This window comes from Modicisalibacter sp. (assembly GCF_055145905.1).
In genome coordinates this window covers 51,894-73,315 of the sequence record NZ_JBSREH010000025.1, presented here as the reverse complement: position 1 = coordinate 73,315, position 21,422 = coordinate 51,894, and the positions used below count along the sequence as shown (strand labels likewise).

Sequence of the window (21,422 nt, the reverse complement as noted above, 5' to 3'; positions counted from 1 at the left end):
GTTCAGCCTCCCGTTACCGGCGGAAAGAATGCCACTTCATCCCCGTCGGTCAGTTGTGCCTGCTCGCCGCTCATCACCTGATTGACGGCACACAGCACGCGCTGCTCGCCCAGCAGCGCGAAACGCGCATCCCGCGCCGTCAGCGCGGCCTTGAGTCCGGCAACGTCATTGGACGGCAACTCGTCGACGAGCACCTCGACCTCTCCCACACCGAGCCGTTCGCGCAGCTCGGCCAGGCACTTGACCTGAATGCACGGCTGCGCCGGGCGCGACATCATGCCGATGCCGTTGCCGGCGGCCTCGGCGGCGACCAGCGGCGTCGGTGCCGCTTCGTCATCAGGACGCCGGTAATCCCCGGACTTGCCGCCACGCTTGCTTTCCAGGCGGACATCGCCGATCACCATATCCTTGTCGACCGCCTTGCACATGTCATAGAGCGTCAGACACGCCACGGAGGTCGCGGTCAGGGCTTCCATCTCCACGCCGGTGCGTCCGGCGAGGCGGCACAGCGTCCGCACCTCGACGCAGCCGGCCGCCGCATCCAGCCGAAAGTCGATGCTGACCTTGGTCAGCGCCAGGGCATGACACAGCGGAATCAGCTCATGGGTGCGCTTGGCGGCCTGAATGCCGGCAATCCGCGCCGTGGCCAGCACGTCGCCCTTGGGCATGCCGCCCGCCTCGAGTCGGGCCAGGGTCGCGGCCTGCATGTAAATACGCCCGCTGGCCACCGCTTCGCGCTGGCTGACGGGCTTGTCACCGACGTCGACCATGTGGGCCTCGCCGCGGGCGTTGAGATGGGTCAGGCTCATGTCAGCTCACCGAAGAATTGAAAGATCGGGGTCTCGTTTCCCGACCACCACCCGACCGGCAGTGCTGCCGATTGGACGGTGGCCGGCGGAAACAGGACGTCATACCGCATGATGCCGCCTTGCCCCCGCCGGCGGCAATGCGCGGCAACGTCTCGCGTGCCTCAGGACTCTTCTTCCCTGGCCGGCGGCAGCAGCAGGTTGAGGACGATGCCGACCAGCGCCGAGAGACTCACGCCCTGCAGCGAGAACTCGCCGCTGCCGATCTGCATGCCGCCGATGCCGAACACCAGGATCAGCGAGACGATGACCAGGTTGCGCGAGGCGGTCAGTGCCTGCCCGGCACGCACCAGTGTATTCATGCCGACCACTGCGATGGAGCCGAACAGCAGCGTCATGATGCCGCCCATCACCGGCGCCGGAATGCTCTGCAGCAGGGCGCCGAGCTTGGCGACGAAGGCCAGCACGATCGCCACACAGGCGGCCACGATCATCACCCGCGGGTTGAAGTTGCGTGTCAGCGTCACCGCGCCGGTCACCTCGGAATAGGTGGTGTTGGGCGGACCACCGAACAGGGCCGCGGTGGAGGTCGCCAGGCCGTCGCCCAGCAGTGTGCGATGCAGCCCCGGCTTGACCAGGTAGTCGCGCCGGGTCACCGAGCCAATGGCGATCATGTCGCCGATGTGCTCCACCGCCGGAGCGATGGCCACGGGCAGCATGAACAGCACGGCGGACAGGTTGAAGGTGGGCGCGACGAAGGAGGGCATCTCCAGCCAGGACGCGGCCTTGACCTGGCTGAGGTCGACCACGCCCATGCCCAGCGACAGCAGATAACCGACCAGGATACCGCCCATGATCGGAATCAGGCGCAACAGGCCGCGGCCGAAGACAGCCAGTACCAGCGTCACCAGCAGGCTGATCATGGACAGGGTGATGGCCTGGCCGTAGGCGATGTGCTCGCTGTTCTTACCGGTCGCCATGTCCACCGCTACCGGCGCCAGCGCCAGCCCGATGACCATGATCACCGGTCCGACGACGACCGGCGGCAACAGCCGGTGCAGCCAGCCGGTGCCCTTGAGGCGAATCGCCTGCGAGATCGCCACATAGACCAGCCCCGAGGCGAACAGCCCGCCCAGCGTTGCCGGAATGCCGTAGCTGGCGACCGAGCCCTGGATCGGCGCGATGAAGGCGAATGACGAGGCCAGGAAAACCGGCACGCTCTGGCGGGTCACGGAATGAAAGACCAGAGTGCCGGCACCGGCGGTGAACAGCGCCACGCTGGGGTCCAGCCCGGTCAGCAGGGGCACCAGCACCAGCGCACCGAAGGCCACGAACAGCATCTGCGCACCGGTCACCAGCGTGCGCAGGGGAGAATCGGCGCGAGGCGCCGTGGTTACCGTATCAGTCATTGCAAATCATGCTCCGGTTGTTGTCGGACCGCTCTCTCCAGGGGAGCGGCTAAGCGGCCGGGCTCCCTCCGCAGGCCGCGCGAAAAAACGCCCCAGACGTCAGGGACCCCGGGGCGATAGCGTGACGGCTGTGGAGGGCCGGTCAGCGCGTGCCGAAGATCTTGTCGCCTGCATCGCCCAGACCGGGCACGATATAGCCGTTCTCGTCGAGCCGCTCGTCGATGGACGCGGTGTAGATCTCGACATCCGGATGGGCCTGCTGCACGCGCTGGATGCCTTCCGGCGCCGCCACCAGCACGATCACCTTGATCAGCGGGCAGCCCCGCGCCTTGAGCATGTCCAGGGTGGCGACCATCGAACCGCCGGTGGCCAGCATCGGGTCGATGACGATCGCCAGCCGTTCGTCCAGATCGTTGGTGAACTTCTCGAAGTAGGGCACCGGCTCGAGGGTTTCCTCGTTGCGGTAGAGCCCGACGACACTGATGCGGGCACTGGGAATCAGGTCGGTCACCCCGTCCAGCATACCCAGACCAGCGCGCAGGATCGGCACGATGGTGACCTTCTTGCCCTTGAGCTGCTCGACGTCGATCGGCTGGCCGCTCCAGCCCTGAATGGTCTGCGGCTCCAGCTCGAGATCCTGGGTGGCCTCGTAGGTCAGCAGCTTGGCGACCTCGCCGGCCAGCTCACGGAAGCTCTTGGTGCTGATGTCGGCGGTGCGCATCAGGCCAAGCTTGTGCTTGACCAGCGGATGTTGGATGGCATGAACGCTCATGGCGGGGTCCCTTGCGAGGCAAATTGGGCGGATCGGGACCCGGGGCCCCGAAAAATCGCGCGCCATTCTAGCGCGCCGGGGCCGACGGGTTAAGTCAAACCCGCCGACCGTCCGTCAACGCCTCACGCCGGCACCTCGACCGGCAGCTGCCAGTCGATGGGTGAACGCCCCCGCTCGGCCAGAAAGGCATTGGCGCGGGAAAAGTGTCGCTGACCGAAAAAGCCGCGATGGGCCGACAGCGGCGACGGATGCGGAGCATGCAGCACCAGGTGCCGGTCGCGATCGACGAAGGCGGCCTTCTTCTGGGCGTAGCTGCCCCACAGCAGGAACACCACGCCGTCGCACTGCTCGTTGACGACCTGGATCGCCCGGTCGGTGAAGGTTTCCCAGCCCTGGTTGCGATGGGCGCCGGCGTTGCCGCGCTCGACGGTCAGCACGCTGTTGAGCAGCAGCACGCCCTGCTCGGCCCAGCGCTCGAGAAAGCCGTGATTGACCGGTGTGGTGCCGACGTCGGCCGCCAGCTCCTTGTAGATATTCTGCAGGGAGGGCGGCACGGGCACGCCCGGGCGCACCGAGAAGCACAGACCGTGAGCCTGGCCGGGGCCGTGGTACGGATCCTGGCCGAGCACCACGACCTTCACCCGGTCCAGCGGCGTGAGATCGAAGGCCCGGAACCAGTTCGAAGAATGCGGGTAGATGACCTTGCGCGCCGCCTTCTCGCGGGCCAGGAAGTCACGCAGGGCCTGCATGTACGGTGCGGTGAATTCACCCCCCAGATGGCGGGCCCAGCTGTCGGGCAAGGGAATCTGCGTCATCGTCTGCCTCGTCTGTGTCGCCGGCGACTCAGTCGCTGCGCCCGTCGGCCGGCTGGCGCATCTGCTCGACCAGCGGCTCGACATAGGCGACACCCATGTCCCAGGGGAACTGGATCCAGCAGTCCTGGGCAACCTCGGTCAGGTACTGGTCGACCAGCGGGCGCCCTTCCGGCTTGGCATAGACGGTCACGAAGTGCGCCCTGGGCAGCATGTCGCGCACCGCCCGGGCCGTCCGGCCGGTATCGACCAGGTCATCGACCAGTAGCCAGCCGGCACCGTCATGATCGACGCCCTTGACCACCTCCAGCTCGCTCTGGTCCATGTGGTCGTAACTCTTGATGCACACCGTATCGATCAGGCGCACGTCGAGTTCTCGGGCGATCAGCGCCGCCGGGATCAGGCCGCCACGGGTGATGGCGACGATACCCTTGAAGTCACGCTCGATGAGCTTGTGGCACAGCGCACGCACGTCGCGATGCAGCTGGTCCCAGGACACCGTGAACTGCTGATGGTAACGATCGGCTGACATAGAGGAAGCTACCTGTGAAAGGAAACGCGCCGCCACCGGCTCGCCGAGGCGGCAAGACAGTGGCGGCGCGAGGTCAGGAGGCGACGTCAGTCGCTCTCGAGAAAGGAACACACCGCGAAGACGCCGTGGCCGGCCTCGCGAATCTTCTGCGAACCACCCAGCTCGGGCAGATCGATGATGGTGGCGGTCTCGACCACTTGCCCGCCGCTACGCTGAATCAGCTTGGCGGCGGCCAGCATGGTACCGCCGGTGGCGATCAGGTCATCCATGATCAGGATGCGATCGCCTTCGCGGAAGGCATCGGAATGCAGCTCCACGGTGGATTCGCCGTACTCGAGGGTGTAGGTCTCGCTGATGGTGCGGAACGGCAGCTTGCCCTTCTTGCGCACCGGCACGAAACTGCAGCCCAGCTCATAGGCGACCGGCGCACCGATGATGAAACCCCGCGCATCGATCGCGGCGATAGCGTCGAGATCCATCTCCTGATAGCGATGCACGAAGCTGTCGATCAGCTTGCGGAACGCCGCGCTGTTCTGCAGTACGGGCGTGATATCACGAAAGTTGACCCCCGGCTGCGGCCAGTCGGGCACGGTGCGAATCACGGACTTGATGTAGTCCCCGTAGATACTACTCATCAATGGCCTCCGTCGAGGAACAGGAACTTGGCAATGAACAGCACCGACAACACGACCACGGCCGGGTTGAGATCACGGTGACGCCCGGAGAACAGCTTGATCAGCGCATAGCTGATGAAGCCCAGGGCGATGCCATTGGCAATGGAATAGGTCAGCGGCATGGCCAGGGCGGCGATCAGCACCGGCGCCGCCTCGGTGACGTCGTCCCAGTCGGCATGCGCCAGGCTGCCGCACATCAGCACGGCGACGTAGAGCAGCGCTCCCGCGGTGGCATAGGCGGGGATGGAACCGGCCAGCGGCGCGAAGAACAGGCTGACCAGGAACAGGATGGCAACCACCACCGCGGTCAATCCGGTGCGCCCACCGGCCGCGATGCCCGAGGCACTCTCGATGTAGCTGGTGGTGGACGAGGTGCCCAGCAACGCACCGCTGATGGTGGCCGAACTGTCGGCCATCAACGCCCGATTGAGCCGCGGCAGCTTGCCGTCCTTGTCCAGCAGGCCGCCGCGATGGGCCACGCCGATCAGGGTACCGGCGGTGTCGAACAGATCGACGAACAGGAAGGCGAAGATCACGCTGAGCATGCTGACATCGAGCGCACCGGCGATATCCAGGTGAAAGAGCACCGGTTCGACCGACGGCGGCATCGACACCAGGCCGCCGAACTGATTGTGGCCCAGCAGGATGCCGACCACGGTCACGCCCAGAATGCCGATCATCACCGCGCCGGTGACGCGCAGATAGGACAGTGCGGTGATCACGAAGAAGCCGGCCAGGGTATAGAGCGCCGGCGGCTGGGAGAGATCGCCCAGCGTCAGCAGCGTGGCAGGATGATCGACGATGATGCCGGCGTTTTCCAGGGCGATGATCGCCAGGAACAAGCCGATACCCGCGGCAATGCCCAGCCGCAGCGAGATCGGGATCGAGTTGATGATCCACTCGCGGATACGGAAGATGCTGAGCAGGAAGAAGGTCACCCCGGAGAGGAAGACCGCGCCGAGCGCTACCTCCCAGCTCTTGCCCATGCCCATGACCACGGTGTAGGTGAAAAAGGCGTTGAGCCCCATGCCCGGCGCCAGCGCCACCGGATAGTTGGCCCAGGCCCCCATGATCAGACAGCCGATCGCCGCAGCCAGGCAGGTGGCGACGAACACCGCCCCCTGGTCCATCCCGGCCTGCGAGAGCACGCTGGGGTTGACGAAGATGATGTAGGCCATCGTCAGGAAGGTCGTGATGCCACCGATGACCTCCCGGCGTATCGTGGTATCGTGTTCGTCCAGCTTGAAGTAGTTATTGAGTCGTCGCTTCAGCATTGGCCAGCCCCGCGCTCGCGTCAGGTTCCAGGGATCATGAAAAGCCGCCTATGGTACCCAAAGGGTCACGGCGACGCGAGCCATCCGCGCCGAGGCCAGTCGGGCCACCGGGGCGGCAGCCCTCCCTTTATAAGCAAGTGCCGACGATCGTGCCATCGCCGCCACTAACGCCCCTTCGACGCGACACGACTCAGGCGGGCTGCCGCGCCGCCAGCACCCGCTCCACGGTCTCGACGATCGCCTGGGTCTGCGGGTCGATCTCGATGTTGACCCGGTCGCCCGGCACGCGCTCGCCCAGCGTGGTGCGGGCCAGCGTTTCCGGGATCAGGTTGACGCAGAAGCGCTGCCCCCGGACCTCGCCGATGGTCAGGCTGATACCATCAATACCGATGTAGCCCTTCTCGAACAGGAACCGCTCATAGGGCTGCGGCAGAGTGAACCACAGTCGGCGATTGTTGGGCGCCTCGTCGATCTCGCCGAGCTCGGCCATGGCGATCACGTGCCCCGACATGGCATGCCCGCCGATCTCGTCGCCGAAGCGCGCCGCCCGCTCGACGTTGACGCGGTCGCCGACCGCCAGCTGGCCCAGGTTGGTCAAGCGCAGCGTCTCGCGCATCAGGTCGAAGCTCACCCGCTCGCCGTCGATCGCCGTCACCGTCAGGCAGCAGCCGTTGTGCGCCACCGAGGCGCCGAGCTCGAGTCCCTCGCGCAGTGCAGCCGGCAGGGCCAGCACATGGGTACGGAATTCCTGTGCTTCCTCCACCGCCACCAGTTCCGCGGTCCCCTGAACGATACCCGTGAACATCTTGCGTCTCCCTGAAGTGAAGCGGCCAGTCTAGTGAACGCCACATGGGCGCGTCCACGGCGAGCGCAGCCCCCGCCCGTCATTCACACCGGCCATCCCGCCAAGGATCTTCTCACAGAAGCACCTCCTTACAGCAAGATATCCTGCATGGGACGACCCTGCCTTGCGACATATCCCGAAATCGTTGACGGGTTTCGACCACCCCTATAAAATTTCGCGGATATTCTTCAGGCGCCGATTTGATCCCGGCTTGCGGGCGCCTCCGCCAGAAGCCCTCGGGCTGCTGTGCGGAAAGTGCAGCTAAAAGGGTGTGTCCAGCGTTGATGGCCACCCGACAGGGTGGCCTTTTTTTCGCCCGGCAGCGCCCTCCGCCCGGCAATCGCGCCGCGACACGACCTGGCCCATGATCACTCTCGACAACGTTTCCAAGACCTACGGCACGGGCGAGCAGGCGATTCACGCCCTCAAGCCCGTGCATCTGCACGTCCCGCAAGGCGCCATTCACGGCGTCATCGGCCTGTCCGGCGCCGGCAAGTCGACGCTGATCCGCTGCGTCAACCTGCTCGAGCGCCCCACCACCGGCCGTGTGTTCGTCGACGGCGAGGAACTCACCGCGCTCGATGCCGCCAGCCTGAACCGGGCCCGCCACCGGATGGGCATGATCTTCCAGCATTTCAACCTGCTGTCGTCGCGCACCGTGTTCGCCAATGTCGCCCTTCCCCTGGAGCTGATGGGCGTCGCCAAGCGCGAGATTCGCGAGCGCGTCGAGCCGCTGCTCGAGCTCACCGGCCTGGCCGACAAGCGGGACATGTACCCGGCCCAGCTTTCCGGCGGCCAGAAGCAGCGCGTGGCGATCGCCCGCGCTCTGGCCAGCCGCCCCAAGGTGCTGCTGTGCGACGAGGCCACCTCGGCGCTGGATCCGCAGACGACGCTGTCGATCCTCGAGCTGCTGCAGGACATCAACCGCAAGCTGGGCCTGACCATCCTGCTGATTACCCACGAGATGGAGGTGGTCAAGACCATCTGCCATCGCGTCAGCCTGATCTCCGCCGGCGAACTGGTGGAGGAAGCCGACGTCGGCGACTTCTTCACCGCCCCGCAGACCCGCCTCGGGCGCGAGTTTCTCAACGCCTTCCTCGAGCTCGAGCCGCCACAGGCACTGGTCGACCGCCTCGCCGCCCAGCCCGGCGACGACACCCACCCGGTGGTACGTCTAGCCTTCACCGGCGACTCGGTGTCCACGCCGCTGGTGTCGCGGCTGGCCCGGGATTGCAACATCGACGTCAGCATCCTCGAAGCCAAGGTGGAGTCGATTCAGGACCGCACGCTGGGGCTGATGATCGCCGAACTGATCGGCCCCGCCGACAAGACCCGCGAGGCGCTCGCCTACCTCGAATCCCACGACCTGCAAGTGGAGGTGCTCGGCCATGTCCAGCGCGATGCTTGAACTGATTCTCGAAGCCACGCTCGACACCCTCTACATGGTCGCCGTCTCGGGCCTCATCGCGGCGGCTTTGGGCGTGCCGCTGGGCGTGCTGCTTTATGTCACCCGTCCCGGGCAGATTCTCGCCCAACCGCTGACCAACCGGGTACTGGGCATCGTCACCAACATCGGCCGCTCGATCCCGTTCATCATCCTGATGGTGGCGATCATCCCCTTCACGCGGGCCCTGGTGGGCAGCTCGATCGGTACCAACGCCGCCGCGGTGCCATTGACCATCGCCGCCATTCCGTTTGTCGCCCGGCTGGTCGAGGGGGCGCTGAACGAGGTGCCGCCGGGGCTGGTCGAGGCCGCCCAGTCGATGGGTGCCACACCCTACCAGATCATCACCAAGGTGCTGCTGCCCGAGGCCCGCGGCGGCATCATCACCGGCCTGACCATCACCGTGGTCACCCTGATCAGCTATTCGGCGATGGCTGGCGCCGTGGGCGGCGGCGGCCTCGGCGATCTGGGCATCCGCTACGGCTACAACCGCTTCAATCCCACCATCATGCTGATCACCGTGGTCATCCTGGTGGTGCTGGTACAGGGCTTTCAGATGCTCGGCGACTACCTGGTCCGCCGGAGCGACCACAAGTAAGCCTATTGGATTAATAACAGAAAAGAATTATAAATACCGCGTTTATGCCTTATAATTCGCACATGACGCGCGGAACGAGCGCGCAAATCGAGACAAGGAGCGCAACCATGAAGCATGCAATCGCCAAGGCGCTGGGCGCCACCCTGCTGGGCCTGGGCATGATCGGCAGCGTCCAGGCCGCCGACGACCACATCAAGGTCGGCACCGTGGCCGGTCCGGAAACCGATGTCATGAAGGTCGCCAAGCAGATCGCCAAGGACAAGTACGGCCTCGACGTGGAGATCGTCGAGTTCACCGACTACGTCACGCCCAACGCCGCCCTGGCCGACGGCAGTCTGGATGCCAACGCCTATCAGCACGAGCCGTACATGAAGTCGATGGTTCGCGATCGCGGCTACAAGTTCGCCATCGCCGGGCGCACCTTCGTCTACCCGATCGGCGCCTACTCCGACAAGTATGACAGCATCGACGCACTGCCCGATGGCGCCACCATCGCGCTGCCCAACGACCCGTCGAACGAGGGCCGGGCGTTGATCCTGATGCACAACAAGGGCCTGCTCACGCTCAACGACCCGAACAACCTCGAGGCGACACCGATCGACATCGCCGAGAACCCGCATGACTTCGAGTTCCGCGAGATCGAGGCCGCCCAGCTGCCCCGCGTGCTGCCGGACGTCGACATGGCGTTCATCAACAACACCTTCGCCCAGCCCGCCGGCCTGAGCCTGGATGACGCCCTGATCAAGGAAGGCCCGGAGTCGCCCTACGTCAACCTGATCGTGGTGCGCGAAGGCGACCAGGACCGCGAGGCGATCCAGGAGCTGGTCGACGCCTATCACAGCCAGGCGGTGATCGACAAGGCCGACGAGCTGTTCAAGGGCGGCGCGGTGCCCGGCTGGAAATAAGTCCACCGCTCGTCACGCACGCACCGTTTTCTCGGGCCGGCCTTGCCGGCCCGAGTCATTTCCAAGGAGCCTTCCATGACCGACTACGCCCTGCTCGAGCGTCAGCTCGCAGCCCTGCTCGACACCCGCGACTGGCTGACCAACGCCGCCCAGACCTGCGCCTTCGTGATGCAGGAGGTCGGCGAGCTGAACTGGGCCGGTTTCTACCTGCACCGTCGCCCGATGACCCTGGTGCTCGGCCCCTTCCAGGGCAAGCCGGCCTGCAACCCGATTCCCTTCGACAAGGGGGTGTGCGGCGCCGCAGCCCGCAGCCACGCGACCCAGCGCGTCGATGACGTGCATGCCGTGGCCGATCATATCGCCTGCGATGCCGCCTCACGCTCCGAACTGGTGGTGCCCATCATCGTCGACGGCCGGCTGTGGGGCGTGCTGGATCTCGACAGTCCGAGCCCGGCCCGTTTCAGCGCCGCCGACCAGGCCGGCATCGAACGGCTGGTCGACACGTTCGTGGCGGCCAGCGATCTACCGCGCCTGGATTGATTTCGCCGGTCTATCGCGGCGCTGTGTGCCGAGCGGCACCTGAGGACAGTTCAAAGAGGGAGTTCTCGCCAGGGGCGGCCGAGGTAGCGCCCATGGAAGGGTCCACAGCGCTCCCTCGACGACCTGTCGCCGGCAGCTCGCCGAGTGCGCCAAGCCAGCATTCCCCCCTCCTCGCCCGACCGATTGCCCGAATCGGCCGGACCCGCCATGCTGAACCCGGACCATCACGCCACTTTCCGACTCCCGGGGAACAGCCATGACGACCACCTCGCCCGGCGCGAACCATGAAGGCCTGGACGCCGTGCTCGCCCACTTCGAGCGCCTCAAGAGCCTGAACACGGCCAGCGGCAATGACCTGACCGTCAAGCGGCGGCTGCTCGAGAGCTACTTTGCCGCCGACCCGAGCATTCTGACGATTCGCTGTCGCGTCGAGCCGCTGCTGATCCCGGCCCGCGACGGCCGGGTCATCGCCGCCGAACGCCTGTGCCCGGACGAGCCACCGGGCACCGCCGGGCGCTATCTGCTCTATGTGCACGGCGGCAGCTGGATGGCCGGCAGCGCGGCGAGTCATCGCCCGCTGGCTGCCCGACTCGCCCAGGCCTGCCGCGCCGAGGTCATCAGCATCGACTACCGGCTGGCACCGGAACATCCGTTCCCGGCCGGCCTCGAGGACTGCCTCGATGCCTGGGCATGGCTGGCCGACGAACACGGCGACGCACCCCTGCTGATCGCCGGTGACAGTGCCGGCGGCAACCTGGTGCTGGCCTGCCTGAATGAACTCGGCGCAACGGGGCAACGACGCCCTGACGCGGCCATCGCCTTCTCGCCGGCCACCGACCTGAGCTGGGAAAGCGATTCGCTGCACCGCAAGGCCGACGTCGAGCCGATCCTCGACCCCGCGCTGTTGCCGCTGATCACGCAGCTCTATCTGGGCGAGCCGCCCGCGGCCTCGGTCAGCGACCCTCGCGTCTCGCCACTCGAGGGCGACCTGAGCAACCTGCCGCCGACACTGATCCAGTGCGGCGAGGCGGAAGTGCTGCTCGATGACAGCCGTCGCTATGCCGAGCAGGCCAGCCAGAGCGGCAGCCCGGTAAAGCTGAGCCTGTGGCCCGACATGCCGCATGTCTTCGTGGGATTCGCGCCGCGCCTGACCGCGGCCCGGCAGGCGCTGACGGAGATCACGCGCTTCGTCGACAGGCACCTGCCATGAATCAGACGAACGCGAAAACGCCCGACTCCTGAGGGAATCGGGCGTTCGAAATCTGGTAGGACCGAGCGGATTTGAACCGCTGACCTCCACGATGTCAACGTGGCGCTCTAACCAACTGAGCTACGGTCCTGCAAACGCAGTTTCACACGACATTGCCACTCGAAAGCGGCTTGGTAGGACCGAGCGGATTTGAACCGCTGACCTCCACGATGTCAACGTGGCGCTCTAACCAACTGAGCTACGGTCCTGCCGACTTGCCGGTTCGTGTGCCCCGACAACGGAAGCGTATTCTACGGATAGCGCCGAAAAATGCAAGCCCGTCTCGATGAAAAAATGCAGCCCAACTCAAACGCTTGGGCGTCCTCACCGGCGTCAGCCCGCCTCGCCGCTCTTGACCCGCGCCACGGCATCCAGCCATCCGCGATAGAGCCGCTCGCGCTGTGCTTCCGGCATCGTCGGCTGAAAACGGCGCTCGCCGTGCCACAGCCGTGCAATATCATCGAGCCCCTGATACCAGCCGACCTGCAGGCCGGCGAGGTAGGCCGCACCCAGCGCCGTGGTCTCGAGCACATGCGGACGCTCCACCGTCACGCCGAGCATGTCGGCCAGAAACTGCATCATCCAGTCGTTGCCCACCATGCCGCCATCCACGCGCAGCGTGTCGCCGGTCGTGGCGATATCGGCGCTCATGCACGCCTGCAGATCACGGGTCTGATAGCAGACCGACTGTAGCCCCGCGGCGACGATCTCGCCGATGCCGGTATCACGGGTCAGGCCGAGGATCGCACCGCGCGCCCCGGGGTCCCAGTGCGGCGCGCCGAGCCCGGTGAACGCCGGCACCAGATAAACGCCGTGCTCGGCCCGCGCGGCACGCGCCAGCGTCTCGGAATCGGCTGCCTCGCGAAGCAGACCCAGGCCGTCGCGCAGCCACTGGATCGCCGCGCCGGCGACGAAGATGCTGCCCTCCATCGCATAGGTCGTCTTGCCCTCGAGCCGATAGGCCACGGTGGTCAACAGCTGGTTGCGCGACACCGCCGGCGTATCGCCGGTATTGAGAACCATGAAACAGCCGGTACCGTAGGTGCTCTTGGCCATGCCCGGCGAGAAGCAGGCCTGGCCGACCAGCGCCGCCTGCTGGTCACCGGCCACGCCAGCGATGGGGATCGGCGCGCCCAGCACCGTCGGGTCGACACTGCCGAAGTCGGCGCTGCAGTCACGCACCTCGGGAAGCAACGCGCGCGGGATGTCGAACAGCGCCAGCAGGTCATCGTCCCACTGCTGAGTGTGAATGTTGAACAGCGCCGTGCGCGAAGCGTTGGTGGCGTCGGTGGCGTGCACACGGCCGCCGGTCAGCCGCCAGAGCAGAAAACTGTCGATGGTACCGAAGGCCAGTTCGCCGCGCTCGGCACGCTCGCGCAGTCCGTCGATGCTGTCGAGCAGCCAGGCCAGCTTGGTCGCCGAGAAGTAAGGATCGATCAGCAGGCCGGTGCGCTCGCGAATCCGCGCATCGTGCCCCTGTTCTTTCAGCGTCTGGCACAGGGAGGCGGTGCGCCGGTCCTGCCAGACGATCGCCGGATAGACAGGGCGACCGCTGTCACGCTCCCAGACCAGTGTGGTCTCGCGCTGATTGGTCAGCCCCACCGCTACCACATCACCGGCCTGGAGGCTGGCATCAGCCAGCACCTGACGGCAGGTCCGATGCACCGACTGCCAGATCGCCTCGGGATCATGCTCGACCCAGCCATCCCGGGGAAACGACTGCGGGAACGCCTCCTGAGCCACGCCATGAACCTGCCCGTGGCGATCGAACAGTATGGCCCGGGAACTGGTCGTCCCCTGGTCGATGGCAAGGATGCAGGATGCCATGATGCACAACTCCTTCTGACGATGAACGGACCCGATGACAACGGATGGACAAGCACCGATGTTCGCTTCCCACCACCGGACACACCACTAGACTTTCGCAAGAGAACATTCACGTTCCTCTCTCGCCATGCCGCACACCTGATACCATAGCGTCTGACGAGCCGGCCCGCGGCGCCGACTCCCGCCCATCTTGCCGACAGCGATTACCATGACCCAGCAGCAACGCCACGACGCCATCGTCGCCCTGGTCAGGCGCCAGGGATATGCCTCCATCGAGCAGCTCACCCGGGACTTCGGCGTCACCCCCCAGACCATTCGGCGCGACCTCAACGCCCTGGCCGACGACGGGCTGATCCGGCGCGTCCACGGTGGCGCCGGGCTCGAGTCCAGCACCGTCAACACTGCCTACCAGACCCGCAAGACGCTCAATCTGGACGCCAAGCGGCGCATCGCCGCCCTGCTGGCCAGCCACGTCCCCGATCATGCCTCGCTGTTCATCAACATCGGCACCAGCAACGAGATCGTCGCCGAGGCCCTGCTCGCGCATCACGGCCTCGAGGTGATCACCAACAACCTCAACGTGGCCGCCATCCTGCAGCACAAGGAAGACTTCAACGTGATCGTCGCCGGCGGCCAGGTGCGCTCCCGCGACGGCGGCATCATCGGCGAGGCAACCATCGACTTCATCAACCAGTTCAAGGTGGACTTCGGCATCATCGGCATCAGCGGCATCGACGATGACGGCTCGCTGCTGGAATTCGACTACCAGGAGGTGCGCGTCGCCCAGGCGATCATCCACAATTCCCGCCAGGTCTACCTGACCGCCGATCATTCCAAGTTCCGCCGCAACGCCGTGGTTCGACAGGGCAACATCGCCCAGATCGACGCCCTGTTCACCGACCGACAGCCACCCGAGAGCATCCTGACGCTGATGGAGGCCCACGACGTCAGCCTCTACCTGGCCGACGCTGGCACCACTCCCCACCGAAATACACCCGCCCCGCTGCACGCCTGATCCGCATCGCCGCCCGGAAGAAACCGGGCAGCACGAGCGCGCACCTTGATGTTCGTTTTCGATTAGACTATTTTCGTTTTCGAAACAAACAAGCACTCTGTCTTTCATCAACGAACGCAATCAGCGGAGTCCACGCATGGGCAGCACGTCATCCCTCCCTCTCTACGACCTGTTCGTCGTCGGCGGCGGCATCAACGGCACGGGCATCGCCAACGATGCCGCCGGACGCGGCCTGCGGGTCGCCCTGTGCGAGCAGGGGGATCTGGCCCAGGCGACCTCCTCGGCCAGCAGCAAGCTCATCCATGGCGGGCTGCGCTACCTCGAGCACCGCGAGTTTCGCCTGGTGCGCGAGGCTCTGCGCGAACGCGAGATCCTGCTCGGCAAGGCACCGCACATCATCTGGCCGCTGCGCTTCATCCTGCCCCACCGCCCTCACCTGCGGCCCGCCTGGCTGCTGCGTACCGGGCTGTTTCTCTACGACCATCTCGGCCATCGCGACAGCCTGCCGGCCTCGCGCTCGCTGCGCTTCGACGCCACCAGCCCCCTGCAGCCACACATCACCCGTGGCTTCGAATATTCCGATTGCTGGGTGGATGACGCCCGGCTGGTTGTGCTCAACGCCCTGCAGGCCCGCGAGAACGGCGCCGACATTCACGTGCGCACGCGCTGCGTGTCAGCCCGCGAGGTCGACGGTCACTGGCAGCTCACACTGGAAGACAGCCGCGACGGTCGCCGCAGCGAATGCCGGGCAAGAACCCTGGTCAACGCCGCCGGCCCCTGGGTGGAAAGCTTCCTGCGCCAGCGCACCGAGCACCGGCCGCGCTACGGCATCCGCATGATCCAGGGAAGCCATCTCATCGTGCCGCGCCTGAACACCGACGAACGCGCCTACATCCTGCAGAACCGGGACGGACGCATCGTCTTCGTGCTGCCCTACGAACAGGACTTCAGCCTGGTCGGCACCACCGACGTACGCTATCGCGGCGACCCGGCGACGGTCACGGTCGGCGAAGCGGAGATCGACTACCTGCTGGAGGTCGTCAATGCGCACTTCTCGCGCACACTCGACCGTGACGACATCGTGGCTCACTTCTCGGGCGTGCGGCCGCTGTGTGATGACGAGTCCGCCGACCCATCGGCCATGACCCGGGACTACACCCTGGACCTGGACGAGTCCGGCGCCCCCCTGCTGTCGGTCTACGGCGGCAAGATCACCACCTATCGCAAGCTGGCCGAAGCCGCCCTGAGTAGCTTGGCGCCGCATCTACCCCAGGCCGGGCGCTCCTGGACCGCCGAGACACCGCTGCCCGGCGGTGACTTCGACGCTCCGGAGGCCTTTCAGGCCCGCCTGCTGCACGACTACCCGTTTCTCGGCGAGGCACGCGCCTGGCGCTTCACCCGCAGCTACGGCACGCTGTGCCGGCGCTTCCTCGACGGCTGCACCAGCGAGGCCGACCTTGGCGAGCATTTCGGCGCCGGGCTCACCGCCTGCGAAGTGGACTACCTTGTGGATCAGGAATGGGCTGTCGACGCCGATGACCTGCTGCGGCGTCGCAGCAAGCTCTACCTGCGCCTGAACGCCGCCCAGCGCGAGCGCCTGGCGGAATATCTGCGCGAACGTAGTCAGCCCCGCATGCCCATCACCTGACGGCTCGTGCCGATGCGGCGTTCATGTTATTGATGGAGACTCAATCACGTCACGCCTAGAGGGCGTGGCCCGTCCCGGGAACTCGTCATGATCGATATCGGCCTGGCCGTCGCCGCAGCGCTGCTGGTGCTGTCAACCCTTATGCCCCTGCTGCCGCTGCGTGTCTGGTGGGTGCGCGGCTTCGACTTTCCCCGCCTGCAGCTGGCCGGCCTGGCGCTGCTCACGGGAGCGCTGGCGCTGCTCTGGGGCTCCGGCACCTGGCAGGTCGGGGTCGTGCTGGGCTGCCTGCTGGTCATGCTCGTCCAGCTCGCCCATGTGCTGCCCTGGACGCCGCTGTGGCGCAAGCAGGTCATCGATGCCGACGACGACACGGAGCAGGCCCAGCTGACCCTGATGGTCGCCAACGTGCTGACCGACAACCGCAACGCGGACGACCTGACACGTCAGATCCACGCCGAGCAACCGGATCTGGTGTTGACCCTGGAATCCGATGCCTGGTGGGGCGAACAGCTGAGCCGCGCGCTGGACGAGGGCTGGCCTCACAGCGTCAAGATCCCGCTGGACAACCTCTACGGCATGCACCTGTTTTCCCGACGGCCACTGGAGGATGTCGAGGTCAAGTGGCTGATCCAGAGCGACATTCCCTCGATCCACGCCTGGCTGCCGATGCCCTGTGGCACCCGCCTGCGCCTGCATGCCGTGCACCCGCGTCCGCCGGCCCCCGGCGAGAGCGACGACTCCCTGTGGCGAGACGGCGAACTGCTGCTGGTGGGCAAGGGGATTCACCAGCACGAACAGCCCACCCTGCTGTTCGGCGACCTCAACGACGTGGCCTGGTCACGCACCACCCGGCGCTTCTGCCGCATCAGCGGCATGCTCGACCCGCGGCGCGGGCGCGGCATGTTCAGCACCTTCCACGCCAGGTACCCGCTGATGCGCTGGCCGCTCGACCACATCTTCGTCAGCGAGCATTTCACGCTGGCCGATATGCGCCGCCTGGCCCGGTTCGGCTCGGACCATTTCCCGATCATCGCCACCTTCCGCTATCGCCCCGCGCGTGCCGACGAGAACGACACGCCCGAGGCGGACCGGGAAGAGCGTCAGGAGGCCAACGAGACCATCCACGAGGCCCGTCGCGAGGGCGACGGCGAGGCCTGAGGCCAGACGGAGCCCGGCGTGGCGACGCCCGGCGTAGCGACGCCCGGCGTGGCGACGCCGGGCATGGCCCTCACTCGGGCACGCCGCCCCGGGTCAGTCGCGCCGGATCGAGCAGCGTCTCGAGTTCGTCGCGGGACAGGTCGGTCTCCTCCTCGGCGACGTCGATGATCGGCCGTCCGGCCTGATAGGCCTTCTTTGCCACCTGCGCCGCCGCGTCATAGCCGATGACCGAATTGAGCGCCGTCACCAGGATCGGGTTGCGGGACAACGGCGCCTCGATGTTGTCGCGCCGTACATTGAAGGTGGCGATGGCCCGGTCGGCCAGCAGGCGGCTGACGTTGCCGAGCAGGGTGATCGACTCCAGCAGGTTGCGGGCGATCAGCGGCAGCATCACGTTGAGCTGGAAGTTGCCGCTCTGCCCGGCCACGGTGATGGCACTGTCGTTGCCGATCACCTGCGCGGCCACCTGGGCAGCGGATTCGGGAATCACCGGGTTGACCTTGCCCGGCATGATCGAGCTGCCCGGCTGCAGGGCCTCCAGCTCGATCTCGCCGAGCCCCGCCAGCGGCCCGGAGTTCATCCAGCGCAGGTCGTTGGCGATCTTCATCACCGTGCAGGCGTAGGTGCGCAGATGTCCCGAGAGCTCCACCGCGGCGTCCTGCCCGCCCAGGCTGGCGAAGAAGCTGTCGTTGGGGCGCAGCGGCAGATGGGTCTCGGCCGCCAGCCGCTCGGCCACCTTCGCGGCGAACTCGGGGTGAGCATTGATGCCGGTGCCCACGGCCGTGCCCCCCAGGGCCAGGCGCGAGACGCGCCCGAGGCCGTCCTCCAGGCGCTCGATCGCCTGACCGACCTGGCTCGCCCAGCCGCCCAGTTCCTGGCTCATGCGCACCGGCATGGCATCCATCAGGTGCGTGCGGCCGGTCTTGACCACGTCGTCGAGCGCGTCGGCCTTGCGCTCGATGGTCGCCTTCAGATACGTCATGGCCGGCTGCAGGTGCTCCTTGACCGTCAGCGCCGCCGCCAGATGAATCGCCGTCGGCACCACATCGTTGCTCGACTGGCCCATGTTGACGTGATCGTTGGGGCCGACCTCGAGATCGTCCCGCGAGGCGAGGTGGGCGATCACCTCGTTGACGTTCATGTTCGACGAGGTACCGGAGCCGGTCTGGAAGACGTCGATCGGGAACTGGTCGGCATGCTCACCGTCGATCAGCGCCTGGGCGGCCGTATCGATGGCCTCGGCGCGCGCGTCATCGAGCAGCCCCAGTTCACGATTGACGCGGGCGGCGGCCTGCTTGATGCGCGCCACGGCCCGGATGAAGGCCTCCGGCATCGGTTGGCCGCTGACCGGAAAGTTGTTCACGGCGCGCTGGGTCTGGGCGCCGTACAGGGCGCTGGCCGGCACTTCCAGCTCGCCCATGCTGTCGCGCTCGATGCGAGTCTCGCTCATGTCATCCTCCTGATTCATTGCCTGGCATCCTTGGTACAGTGTGGCGATATCCACGGGGTGGACGCCAATCATCCTCCCGAATCGGCAGGATAGCCCGGCGCCATGCCCCGGCCTTCAGGCCGCCATCCGGCCCGCTCATGCCGGGCGACGGCATCACGCACACACCCTACCCCAGGGAGCCCCACCATGTGGCACCAGCAGACCGTGACCCTGCCCGCCCACCCGCGCGGCTTTCACCGCATCACCGATGCCCTCGTCGAGGCCCTGCCCGAGATCGCCGAGCTGCGCGTCGGCCTGCTGCACCTGCAGCTGCTGCACACCTCCGCCTCGCTGACCCTCAACGAGAGCGCCGATCCGGACGTGCGTCATGACATGGCGCTGTTCGCCGACCGCCTGGCCCCGGCGAACCTTTCCGGCCTGAGGCACACGCTGGAAGGCGACGACGACATGCCCGCCCACGTACTGGCCAGCCTGTTCGGCACCCAGCTGACGCTGGCGATTCGCGACGGCCGGCCGGCACTGGGCACCTGGCAGGGAATCTGGCTCGGCGAACATCGCGAGCACGGCGGCGCGCGACGGGTACTGGCGACACTCAACGGCGAGTGAGTCTTACCAGTCGAGGGCCTGCTTGACAAAGGGGATGGTCAGCTTGCGCTGCGCGGACAGCGAGGCGCGGTCGAGCCGCTCGAGGGTGGCGAACAGCTCGTTCAAGTGGCGTGGACCCCGGTGCAGGATGTAGCGCGCCACCTCGTCGGGCAGCTGCATGCCCCGCCCCCGGGCGCGCAGCTGCAGCGCCTCGAGACGCTGGGTATCGTCGAGCCGATGCAGATGGAAGGTCACGCCCCAGGTCAGGCGCGACGCCAGGTCGGGGAGCTGCACGGGCAACTGACGCGGGGCCGCGGCAGCGCCGATGACCAGGCGCTTGCCGGCATCGCGCAGCCGGTTGAAGGCGTGGAACAGGCCCTCTTCCCAGCGCCGGCGCCCGATGACGAGGTCGAGATCGTCGATCGCCAGCAGGTCGAGCCGCTCGATGTCCTCGAGCATGTGCGGCGGAAAGTGCCCAAGATCGTCGAGGGGCAGGTAGAGCGCGCGCTTGTCCCGGGCGCCGGCCTCGTGGCAGGCCGCCTGCAGCAGGTGGCTGCGCCCCGAGCCCTCGCCGCCCCACAGATAGATGAAGGCTTCCCCGTCGTCATCGAGCTGGGCACGCAATCGGCCCACCGGTGCCGCGTTGTCACCCGGCAGGAAGTTGGCGAAGGTTGCATCGTCACGCAGCCCCACGCCCAGTGGCAGCTGCGCCGGCCCCGTGCTCATGCGTCGTCTCCGTTATCCGGCAGGTGTGCACCGGCGTCATATAACTGACTGTTTTTATAGCGTTCGTGCAGATGGCGCAATACTACCATGATCACCGCCGCCACCGGCAGGGCCAGCAGCACCCCGGTGAAACCGAACAGCTGCCCCCCCGCCATCACGGCGAAGATCACCGCCACCGGATGCAGGCCGATCTTGTCGCCGAGCAGCAGCGGCTGGAGCACGACGCCCTCGAGAATCTGGCCTACCGCGAAGATCGCCCCCACGCCCAGCAGGTGGACGAGATCCCCGTACTGGAAGAAGGCCACCAGTGCCGCCACGGCCAGCCCCACGATCACTCCCAGATAAGGGACGATGCTCGCCAGCCCGGCCAGCAGGCCGATCAGCACGCCGAACTGGATGCCCGCCAGCGTCAGCCCCACCGCGTAGACGATGCCGAGGCTCAGCATCACCAGCAGCTGGCCGCGCAGAAAGGCCGACAGTACCTCGTCGCACTCCAGGGCCAGCCGCGTCACCGTCGGCTCCAGCCGCCGCGGCAGCAGATCGCGCACCTGGGCCTTGATGCGGTCCCAGTCGAGCAGCAGGTAGAAGGTCACCACCGGAATCAGCGCCAGGTTGGCGACCCACAGCGCCAGGGCCAGCCCCGAGCGGGACACCCGCGCCAGCAGGCCCGCGGCGAAGGTGCCGGTTTCCTTCCAGTTGGCCATCAGCGCCTGGCGCAGGGACTCGAAGTCGGTACTGAGGTCGATGCCCGAGACCTCGCGCACCCAGGGCAGCACGGTGCCCTGCACCCAGTTGAAGATCGCCGGCAGGGCGTCGATCAGCTGACCGAGCTGCCGGCCGAGCAGCGGTACCATCACCAGCACGGCCAGCCCCAGGGCCAGCGACAGCACCAGGAACACCACGCTCACCGCCAGCCGCCGCGACAGCCCGCGGGCTTCCAGCCAGTCGGTCAGCGGGTCGCCCAGGTAGGCAAGAATCATGCTGATGAAGAACGGCATCAGGATCGGCTCGAGCAGCACCAGCAGCCACAGCACGGCCGCCAGGCCCAGCAGTATCCAGATGTGTTGACGTGTCATGTCTCGTCCTTGCAAGCCGTTGACGGGAACCGCGCCTGCCGATGCACCCCGGCAGGCGCGATGCTACAATGCGCGCGC

General features: G+C 66.6%; 21 protein-coding genes and 2 tRNA genes. 9 read left to right on the top strand and 14 right to left on the bottom strand.

Annotation, left to right across the window (positions count from 1 at the left end):
• Nucleotides 1-2 precede the first annotated feature (2 nt).
• The 8 genes from moaC to ACTCB7_RS08575 form a co-directional block, all read right to left on the bottom strand.
• Nucleotides 3-809, bottom strand: a complete 807-nt coding sequence (moaC, locus tag ACTCB7_RS08610; protein ID WP_463006331.1) for a cyclic pyranopterin monophosphate synthase MoaC — start codon at nt 807-809, stop codon at nt 3-5.
• Nucleotides 810-970: 161 nt separating this feature from the next.
• On the bottom strand, nt 971-2,215 hold the full coding sequence (locus tag ACTCB7_RS08605; RefSeq protein WP_463006330.1) for a uracil-xanthine permease family protein: 1,245 nt from the start codon (nt 2,213-2,215) through the stop codon (nt 971-973).
• 142 nt (nt 2,216-2,357) lie between these two features.
• Complete coding sequence (upp, locus tag ACTCB7_RS08600; RefSeq protein WP_463006329.1) at nt 2,358-2,987, bottom strand: uracil phosphoribosyltransferase; 630 nt, start codon at nt 2,985-2,987, stop codon at nt 2,358-2,360.
• Between the two features lie 122 nt (nt 2,988-3,109).
• Nucleotides 3,110-3,802 carry a uracil-DNA glycosylase gene (ung, locus tag ACTCB7_RS08595; RefSeq protein ID WP_463006328.1) on the bottom strand — a complete coding sequence of 231 codons (693 nt, stop codon included), beginning with the start codon at nt 3,800-3,802 and terminating at the stop codon, nt 3,110-3,112.
• 28 nt (nt 3,803-3,830) lie between these two features.
• Nucleotides 3,831-4,331 (bottom strand): xanthine phosphoribosyltransferase, encoded by a 501-nt coding sequence (gpt, locus tag ACTCB7_RS08590; protein ID WP_463006327.1) that lies wholly within the window; start codon nt 4,329-4,331, stop codon nt 3,831-3,833.
• 86 nt (nt 4,332-4,417) lie between these two features.
• Nucleotides 4,418-4,966 (bottom strand): adenine phosphoribosyltransferase, encoded by a 549-nt coding sequence (locus ACTCB7_RS08585; protein WP_163649361.1) that lies wholly within the window; start codon nt 4,964-4,966, stop codon nt 4,418-4,420.
• Nucleotides 4,966-6,279: an NCS2 family permease gene (locus ACTCB7_RS08580; RefSeq protein ID WP_463006326.1), complete on the bottom strand. Its 1,314-nt coding sequence runs from the start codon at nt 6,277-6,279 to the stop codon at nt 4,966-4,968. The genes ACTCB7_RS08585 and ACTCB7_RS08580 overlap by 1 nt, the downstream gene beginning before the upstream one ends.
• A 190-nt stretch (nt 6,280-6,469) precedes the next feature.
• Nucleotides 6,470-7,084 carry a riboflavin synthase subunit alpha gene (locus ACTCB7_RS08575; RefSeq protein WP_463006325.1) on the bottom strand — a complete coding sequence of 205 codons (615 nt, stop codon included), beginning with the start codon at nt 7,082-7,084 and terminating at the stop codon, nt 6,470-6,472.
• Between the two features lie 403 nt (nt 7,085-7,487).
• Between ACTCB7_RS08575 and ACTCB7_RS08570 the strand changes: the two genes are divergently transcribed.
• The 5 genes from ACTCB7_RS08570 to ACTCB7_RS08550 all read left to right on the top strand — a co-directional run bounded on the left by ACTCB7_RS08570 (nt 7,488) and on the right by ACTCB7_RS08550 (nt 11,820).
• Nucleotides 7,488-8,531 (top strand): methionine ABC transporter ATP-binding protein, encoded by a 1,044-nt coding sequence (locus ACTCB7_RS08570; protein ID WP_463006324.1) that lies wholly within the window; start codon nt 7,488-7,490, stop codon nt 8,529-8,531.
• Nucleotides 8,512-9,165 (top strand): methionine ABC transporter permease, encoded by a 654-nt coding sequence (locus tag ACTCB7_RS08565; protein ID WP_463006323.1) that lies wholly within the window; start codon nt 8,512-8,514, stop codon nt 9,163-9,165. The genes ACTCB7_RS08570 and ACTCB7_RS08565 overlap by 20 nt, the downstream gene beginning before the upstream one ends.
• Nucleotides 9,166-9,323: 158 nt before the next feature.
• Nucleotides 9,324-10,070, top strand: a complete 747-nt coding sequence (locus ACTCB7_RS08560) for a MetQ/NlpA family ABC transporter substrate-binding protein (protein ID WP_463006398.1) — start codon at nt 9,324-9,326, stop codon at nt 10,068-10,070.
• Between the two features lie 75 nt (nt 10,071-10,145).
• Nucleotides 10,146-10,610, top strand: coding sequence for a GAF domain-containing protein (locus ACTCB7_RS08555; RefSeq protein WP_463006322.1), 465 nt, complete (start codon nt 10,146-10,148; stop codon nt 10,608-10,610).
• Nucleotides 10,611-10,866: 256 nt separating this feature from the next.
• Nucleotides 10,867-11,820: an alpha/beta hydrolase gene (locus ACTCB7_RS08550; protein ID WP_463006321.1), complete on the top strand. Its 954-nt coding sequence runs from the start codon at nt 10,867-10,869 to the stop codon at nt 11,818-11,820.
• Between the two features lie 53 nt (nt 11,821-11,873).
• Here ACTCB7_RS08550 and ACTCB7_RS08545 read toward each other — a convergent pair.
• The 3 genes from ACTCB7_RS08545 to glpK form a co-directional block, all read right to left on the bottom strand.
• Nucleotides 11,874-11,950, bottom strand: a tRNA-Val gene (locus ACTCB7_RS08545).
• A gap of 41 nt (nt 11,951-11,991) precedes the next feature.
• Nucleotides 11,992-12,068 (bottom strand) — tRNA-Val (locus tag ACTCB7_RS08540).
• A gap of 124 nt (nt 12,069-12,192) precedes the next feature.
• On the bottom strand, nt 12,193-13,686 hold the full coding sequence (gene glpK / locus ACTCB7_RS08535; RefSeq protein ID WP_463006320.1) for a glycerol kinase GlpK: 1,494 nt from the start codon (nt 13,684-13,686) through the stop codon (nt 12,193-12,195).
• A gap of 208 nt (nt 13,687-13,894) precedes the next feature.
• Here glpK and ACTCB7_RS08530 point away from each other — a divergent pair, with 208 nt between their 5' ends.
• The 3 genes from ACTCB7_RS08530 to ACTCB7_RS08520 all read left to right on the top strand — a co-directional run bounded on the left by ACTCB7_RS08530 (nt 13,895) and on the right by ACTCB7_RS08520 (nt 17,507).
• Nucleotides 13,895-14,701 carry a DeoR/GlpR family transcriptional regulator gene (locus ACTCB7_RS08530; RefSeq protein WP_463006319.1) on the top strand — a complete coding sequence of 269 codons (807 nt, stop codon included), beginning with the start codon at nt 13,895-13,897 and terminating at the stop codon, nt 14,699-14,701.
• 136 nt (nt 14,702-14,837) lie between these two features.
• Nucleotides 14,838-16,349 (top strand): glycerol-3-phosphate dehydrogenase, encoded by a 1,512-nt coding sequence (gene glpD, locus ACTCB7_RS08525; protein WP_463006318.1) that lies wholly within the window; start codon nt 14,838-14,840, stop codon nt 16,347-16,349.
• Between the two features lie 87 nt (nt 16,350-16,436).
• Entirely contained in the window at nt 16,437-17,507 is a 1,071-nt protein-coding gene (locus tag ACTCB7_RS08520) for an endonuclease/exonuclease/phosphatase family protein (protein WP_463006317.1), read from the top strand.
• Between the two features lie 70 nt (nt 17,508-17,577).
• Here ACTCB7_RS08520 and ACTCB7_RS08515 read toward each other — a convergent pair whose 3' ends face one another.
• Complete coding sequence (locus ACTCB7_RS08515; protein ID WP_463006316.1) at nt 17,578-18,957, bottom strand: class II fumarate hydratase; 1,380 nt, start codon at nt 18,955-18,957, stop codon at nt 17,578-17,580.
• Nucleotides 18,958-19,143: 186 nt separating this feature from the next.
• On the opposite strand from ACTCB7_RS08515, the gene ACTCB7_RS08510 reads away from it, so the two are divergent.
• On the top strand, nt 19,144-19,563 hold the full coding sequence (locus ACTCB7_RS08510) for a secondary thiamine-phosphate synthase enzyme YjbQ (RefSeq protein ID WP_163649349.1): 420 nt from the start codon (nt 19,144-19,146) through the stop codon (nt 19,561-19,563).
• 3 nt (nt 19,564-19,566) lie between these two features.
• Here the strand turns inward: ACTCB7_RS08510 and hda are convergent, their stop codons facing one another.
• On the bottom strand, nt 19,567-20,268 hold the full coding sequence (gene hda / locus ACTCB7_RS08505; RefSeq protein WP_463006315.1) for a DnaA regulatory inactivator Hda: 702 nt from the start codon (nt 20,266-20,268) through the stop codon (nt 19,567-19,569).
• Nucleotides 20,265-21,344, bottom strand: coding sequence for an AI-2E family transporter (locus ACTCB7_RS08500; protein ID WP_163649347.1), 1,080 nt, complete (start codon nt 21,342-21,344; stop codon nt 20,265-20,267). Before ACTCB7_RS08500 ends, hda begins: the two co-directional genes overlap by 4 nt.
• Nucleotides 21,345-21,422: the final 78 nt, after the last annotated feature.

Bases quoted from the DNA above. Each gene is read 5' to 3' on its own strand.
- ACTCB7_RS08605 (WP_463006330.1), bottom strand. From the start codon at position 2,215: ATGACTGATACGGTAACCACGGCGCCTCGCGCCGATTCTCCCCTGCGC.
- ACTCB7_RS08500 (WP_163649347.1), bottom strand. From the start codon at position 21,344: ATGACACGTCAACACATCTGGATACTGCTGGGCCTGGCGGCCGTGCTG.
- ACTCB7_RS08510 (WP_163649349.1), top strand. From the start codon at position 19,144: ATGTGGCACCAGCAGACCGTGACCCTGCCCGCCCACCCGCGCGGCTTT.
- ACTCB7_RS08575 (WP_463006325.1), bottom strand. From the start codon at position 7,084: ATGTTCACGGGTATCGTTCAGGGGACCGCGGAACTGGTGGCGGTGGAG.
- glpK (WP_463006320.1), bottom strand. From the start codon at position 13,686: ATGGCATCCTGCATCCTTGCCATCGACCAGGGGACGACCAGTTCCCGG.
- ACTCB7_RS08550 (WP_463006321.1), top strand. From the start codon at position 10,867: ATGACGACCACCTCGCCCGGCGCGAACCATGAAGGCCTGGACGCCGTG.
- gpt (WP_463006327.1), bottom strand. From the start codon at position 4,331: ATGTCAGCCGATCGTTACCATCAGCAGTTCACGGTGTCCTGGGACCAG.
- glpD (WP_463006318.1), top strand. From the start codon at position 14,838: ATGGGCAGCACGTCATCCCTCCCTCTCTACGACCTGTTCGTCGTCGGC.
- ACTCB7_RS08570 (WP_463006324.1), top strand. From the start codon at position 7,488: ATGATCACTCTCGACAACGTTTCCAAGACCTACGGCACGGGCGAGCAG.
- ACTCB7_RS08585 (WP_163649361.1), bottom strand. From the start codon at position 4,966: ATGAGTAGTATCTACGGGGACTACATCAAGTCCGTGATTCGCACCGTG.
- upp (WP_463006329.1), bottom strand. From the start codon at position 2,987: ATGAGCGTTCATGCCATCCAACATCCGCTGGTCAAGCACAAGCTTGGC.
- ACTCB7_RS08580 (WP_463006326.1), bottom strand. From the start codon at position 6,279: ATGCTGAAGCGACGACTCAATAACTACTTCAAGCTGGACGAACACGAT.
- ung (WP_463006328.1), bottom strand. From the start codon at position 3,802: ATGACGCAGATTCCCTTGCCCGACAGCTGGGCCCGCCATCTGGGGGGT.
- moaC (WP_463006331.1), bottom strand. From the start codon at position 809: ATGAGCCTGACCCATCTCAACGCCCGCGGCGAGGCCCACATGGTCGAC.
- ACTCB7_RS08565 (WP_463006323.1), top strand. From the start codon at position 8,512: ATGTCCAGCGCGATGCTTGAACTGATTCTCGAAGCCACGCTCGACACC.
- ACTCB7_RS08520 (WP_463006317.1), top strand. From the start codon at position 16,437: ATGATCGATATCGGCCTGGCCGTCGCCGCAGCGCTGCTGGTGCTGTCA.
- hda (WP_463006315.1), bottom strand. From the start codon at position 20,268: ATGAGCACGGGGCCGGCGCAGCTGCCACTGGGCGTGGGGCTGCGTGAC.
- ACTCB7_RS08530 (WP_463006319.1), top strand. From the start codon at position 13,895: ATGACCCAGCAGCAACGCCACGACGCCATCGTCGCCCTGGTCAGGCGC.
- ACTCB7_RS08555 (WP_463006322.1), top strand. From the start codon at position 10,146: ATGACCGACTACGCCCTGCTCGAGCGTCAGCTCGCAGCCCTGCTCGAC.
- ACTCB7_RS08515 (WP_463006316.1), bottom strand. From the start codon at position 18,957: ATGAGCGAGACTCGCATCGAGCGCGACAGCATGGGCGAGCTGGAAGTG.
- ACTCB7_RS08560 (WP_463006398.1), top strand. From the start codon at position 9,324: ATGATCGGCAGCGTCCAGGCCGCCGACGACCACATCAAGGTCGGCACC.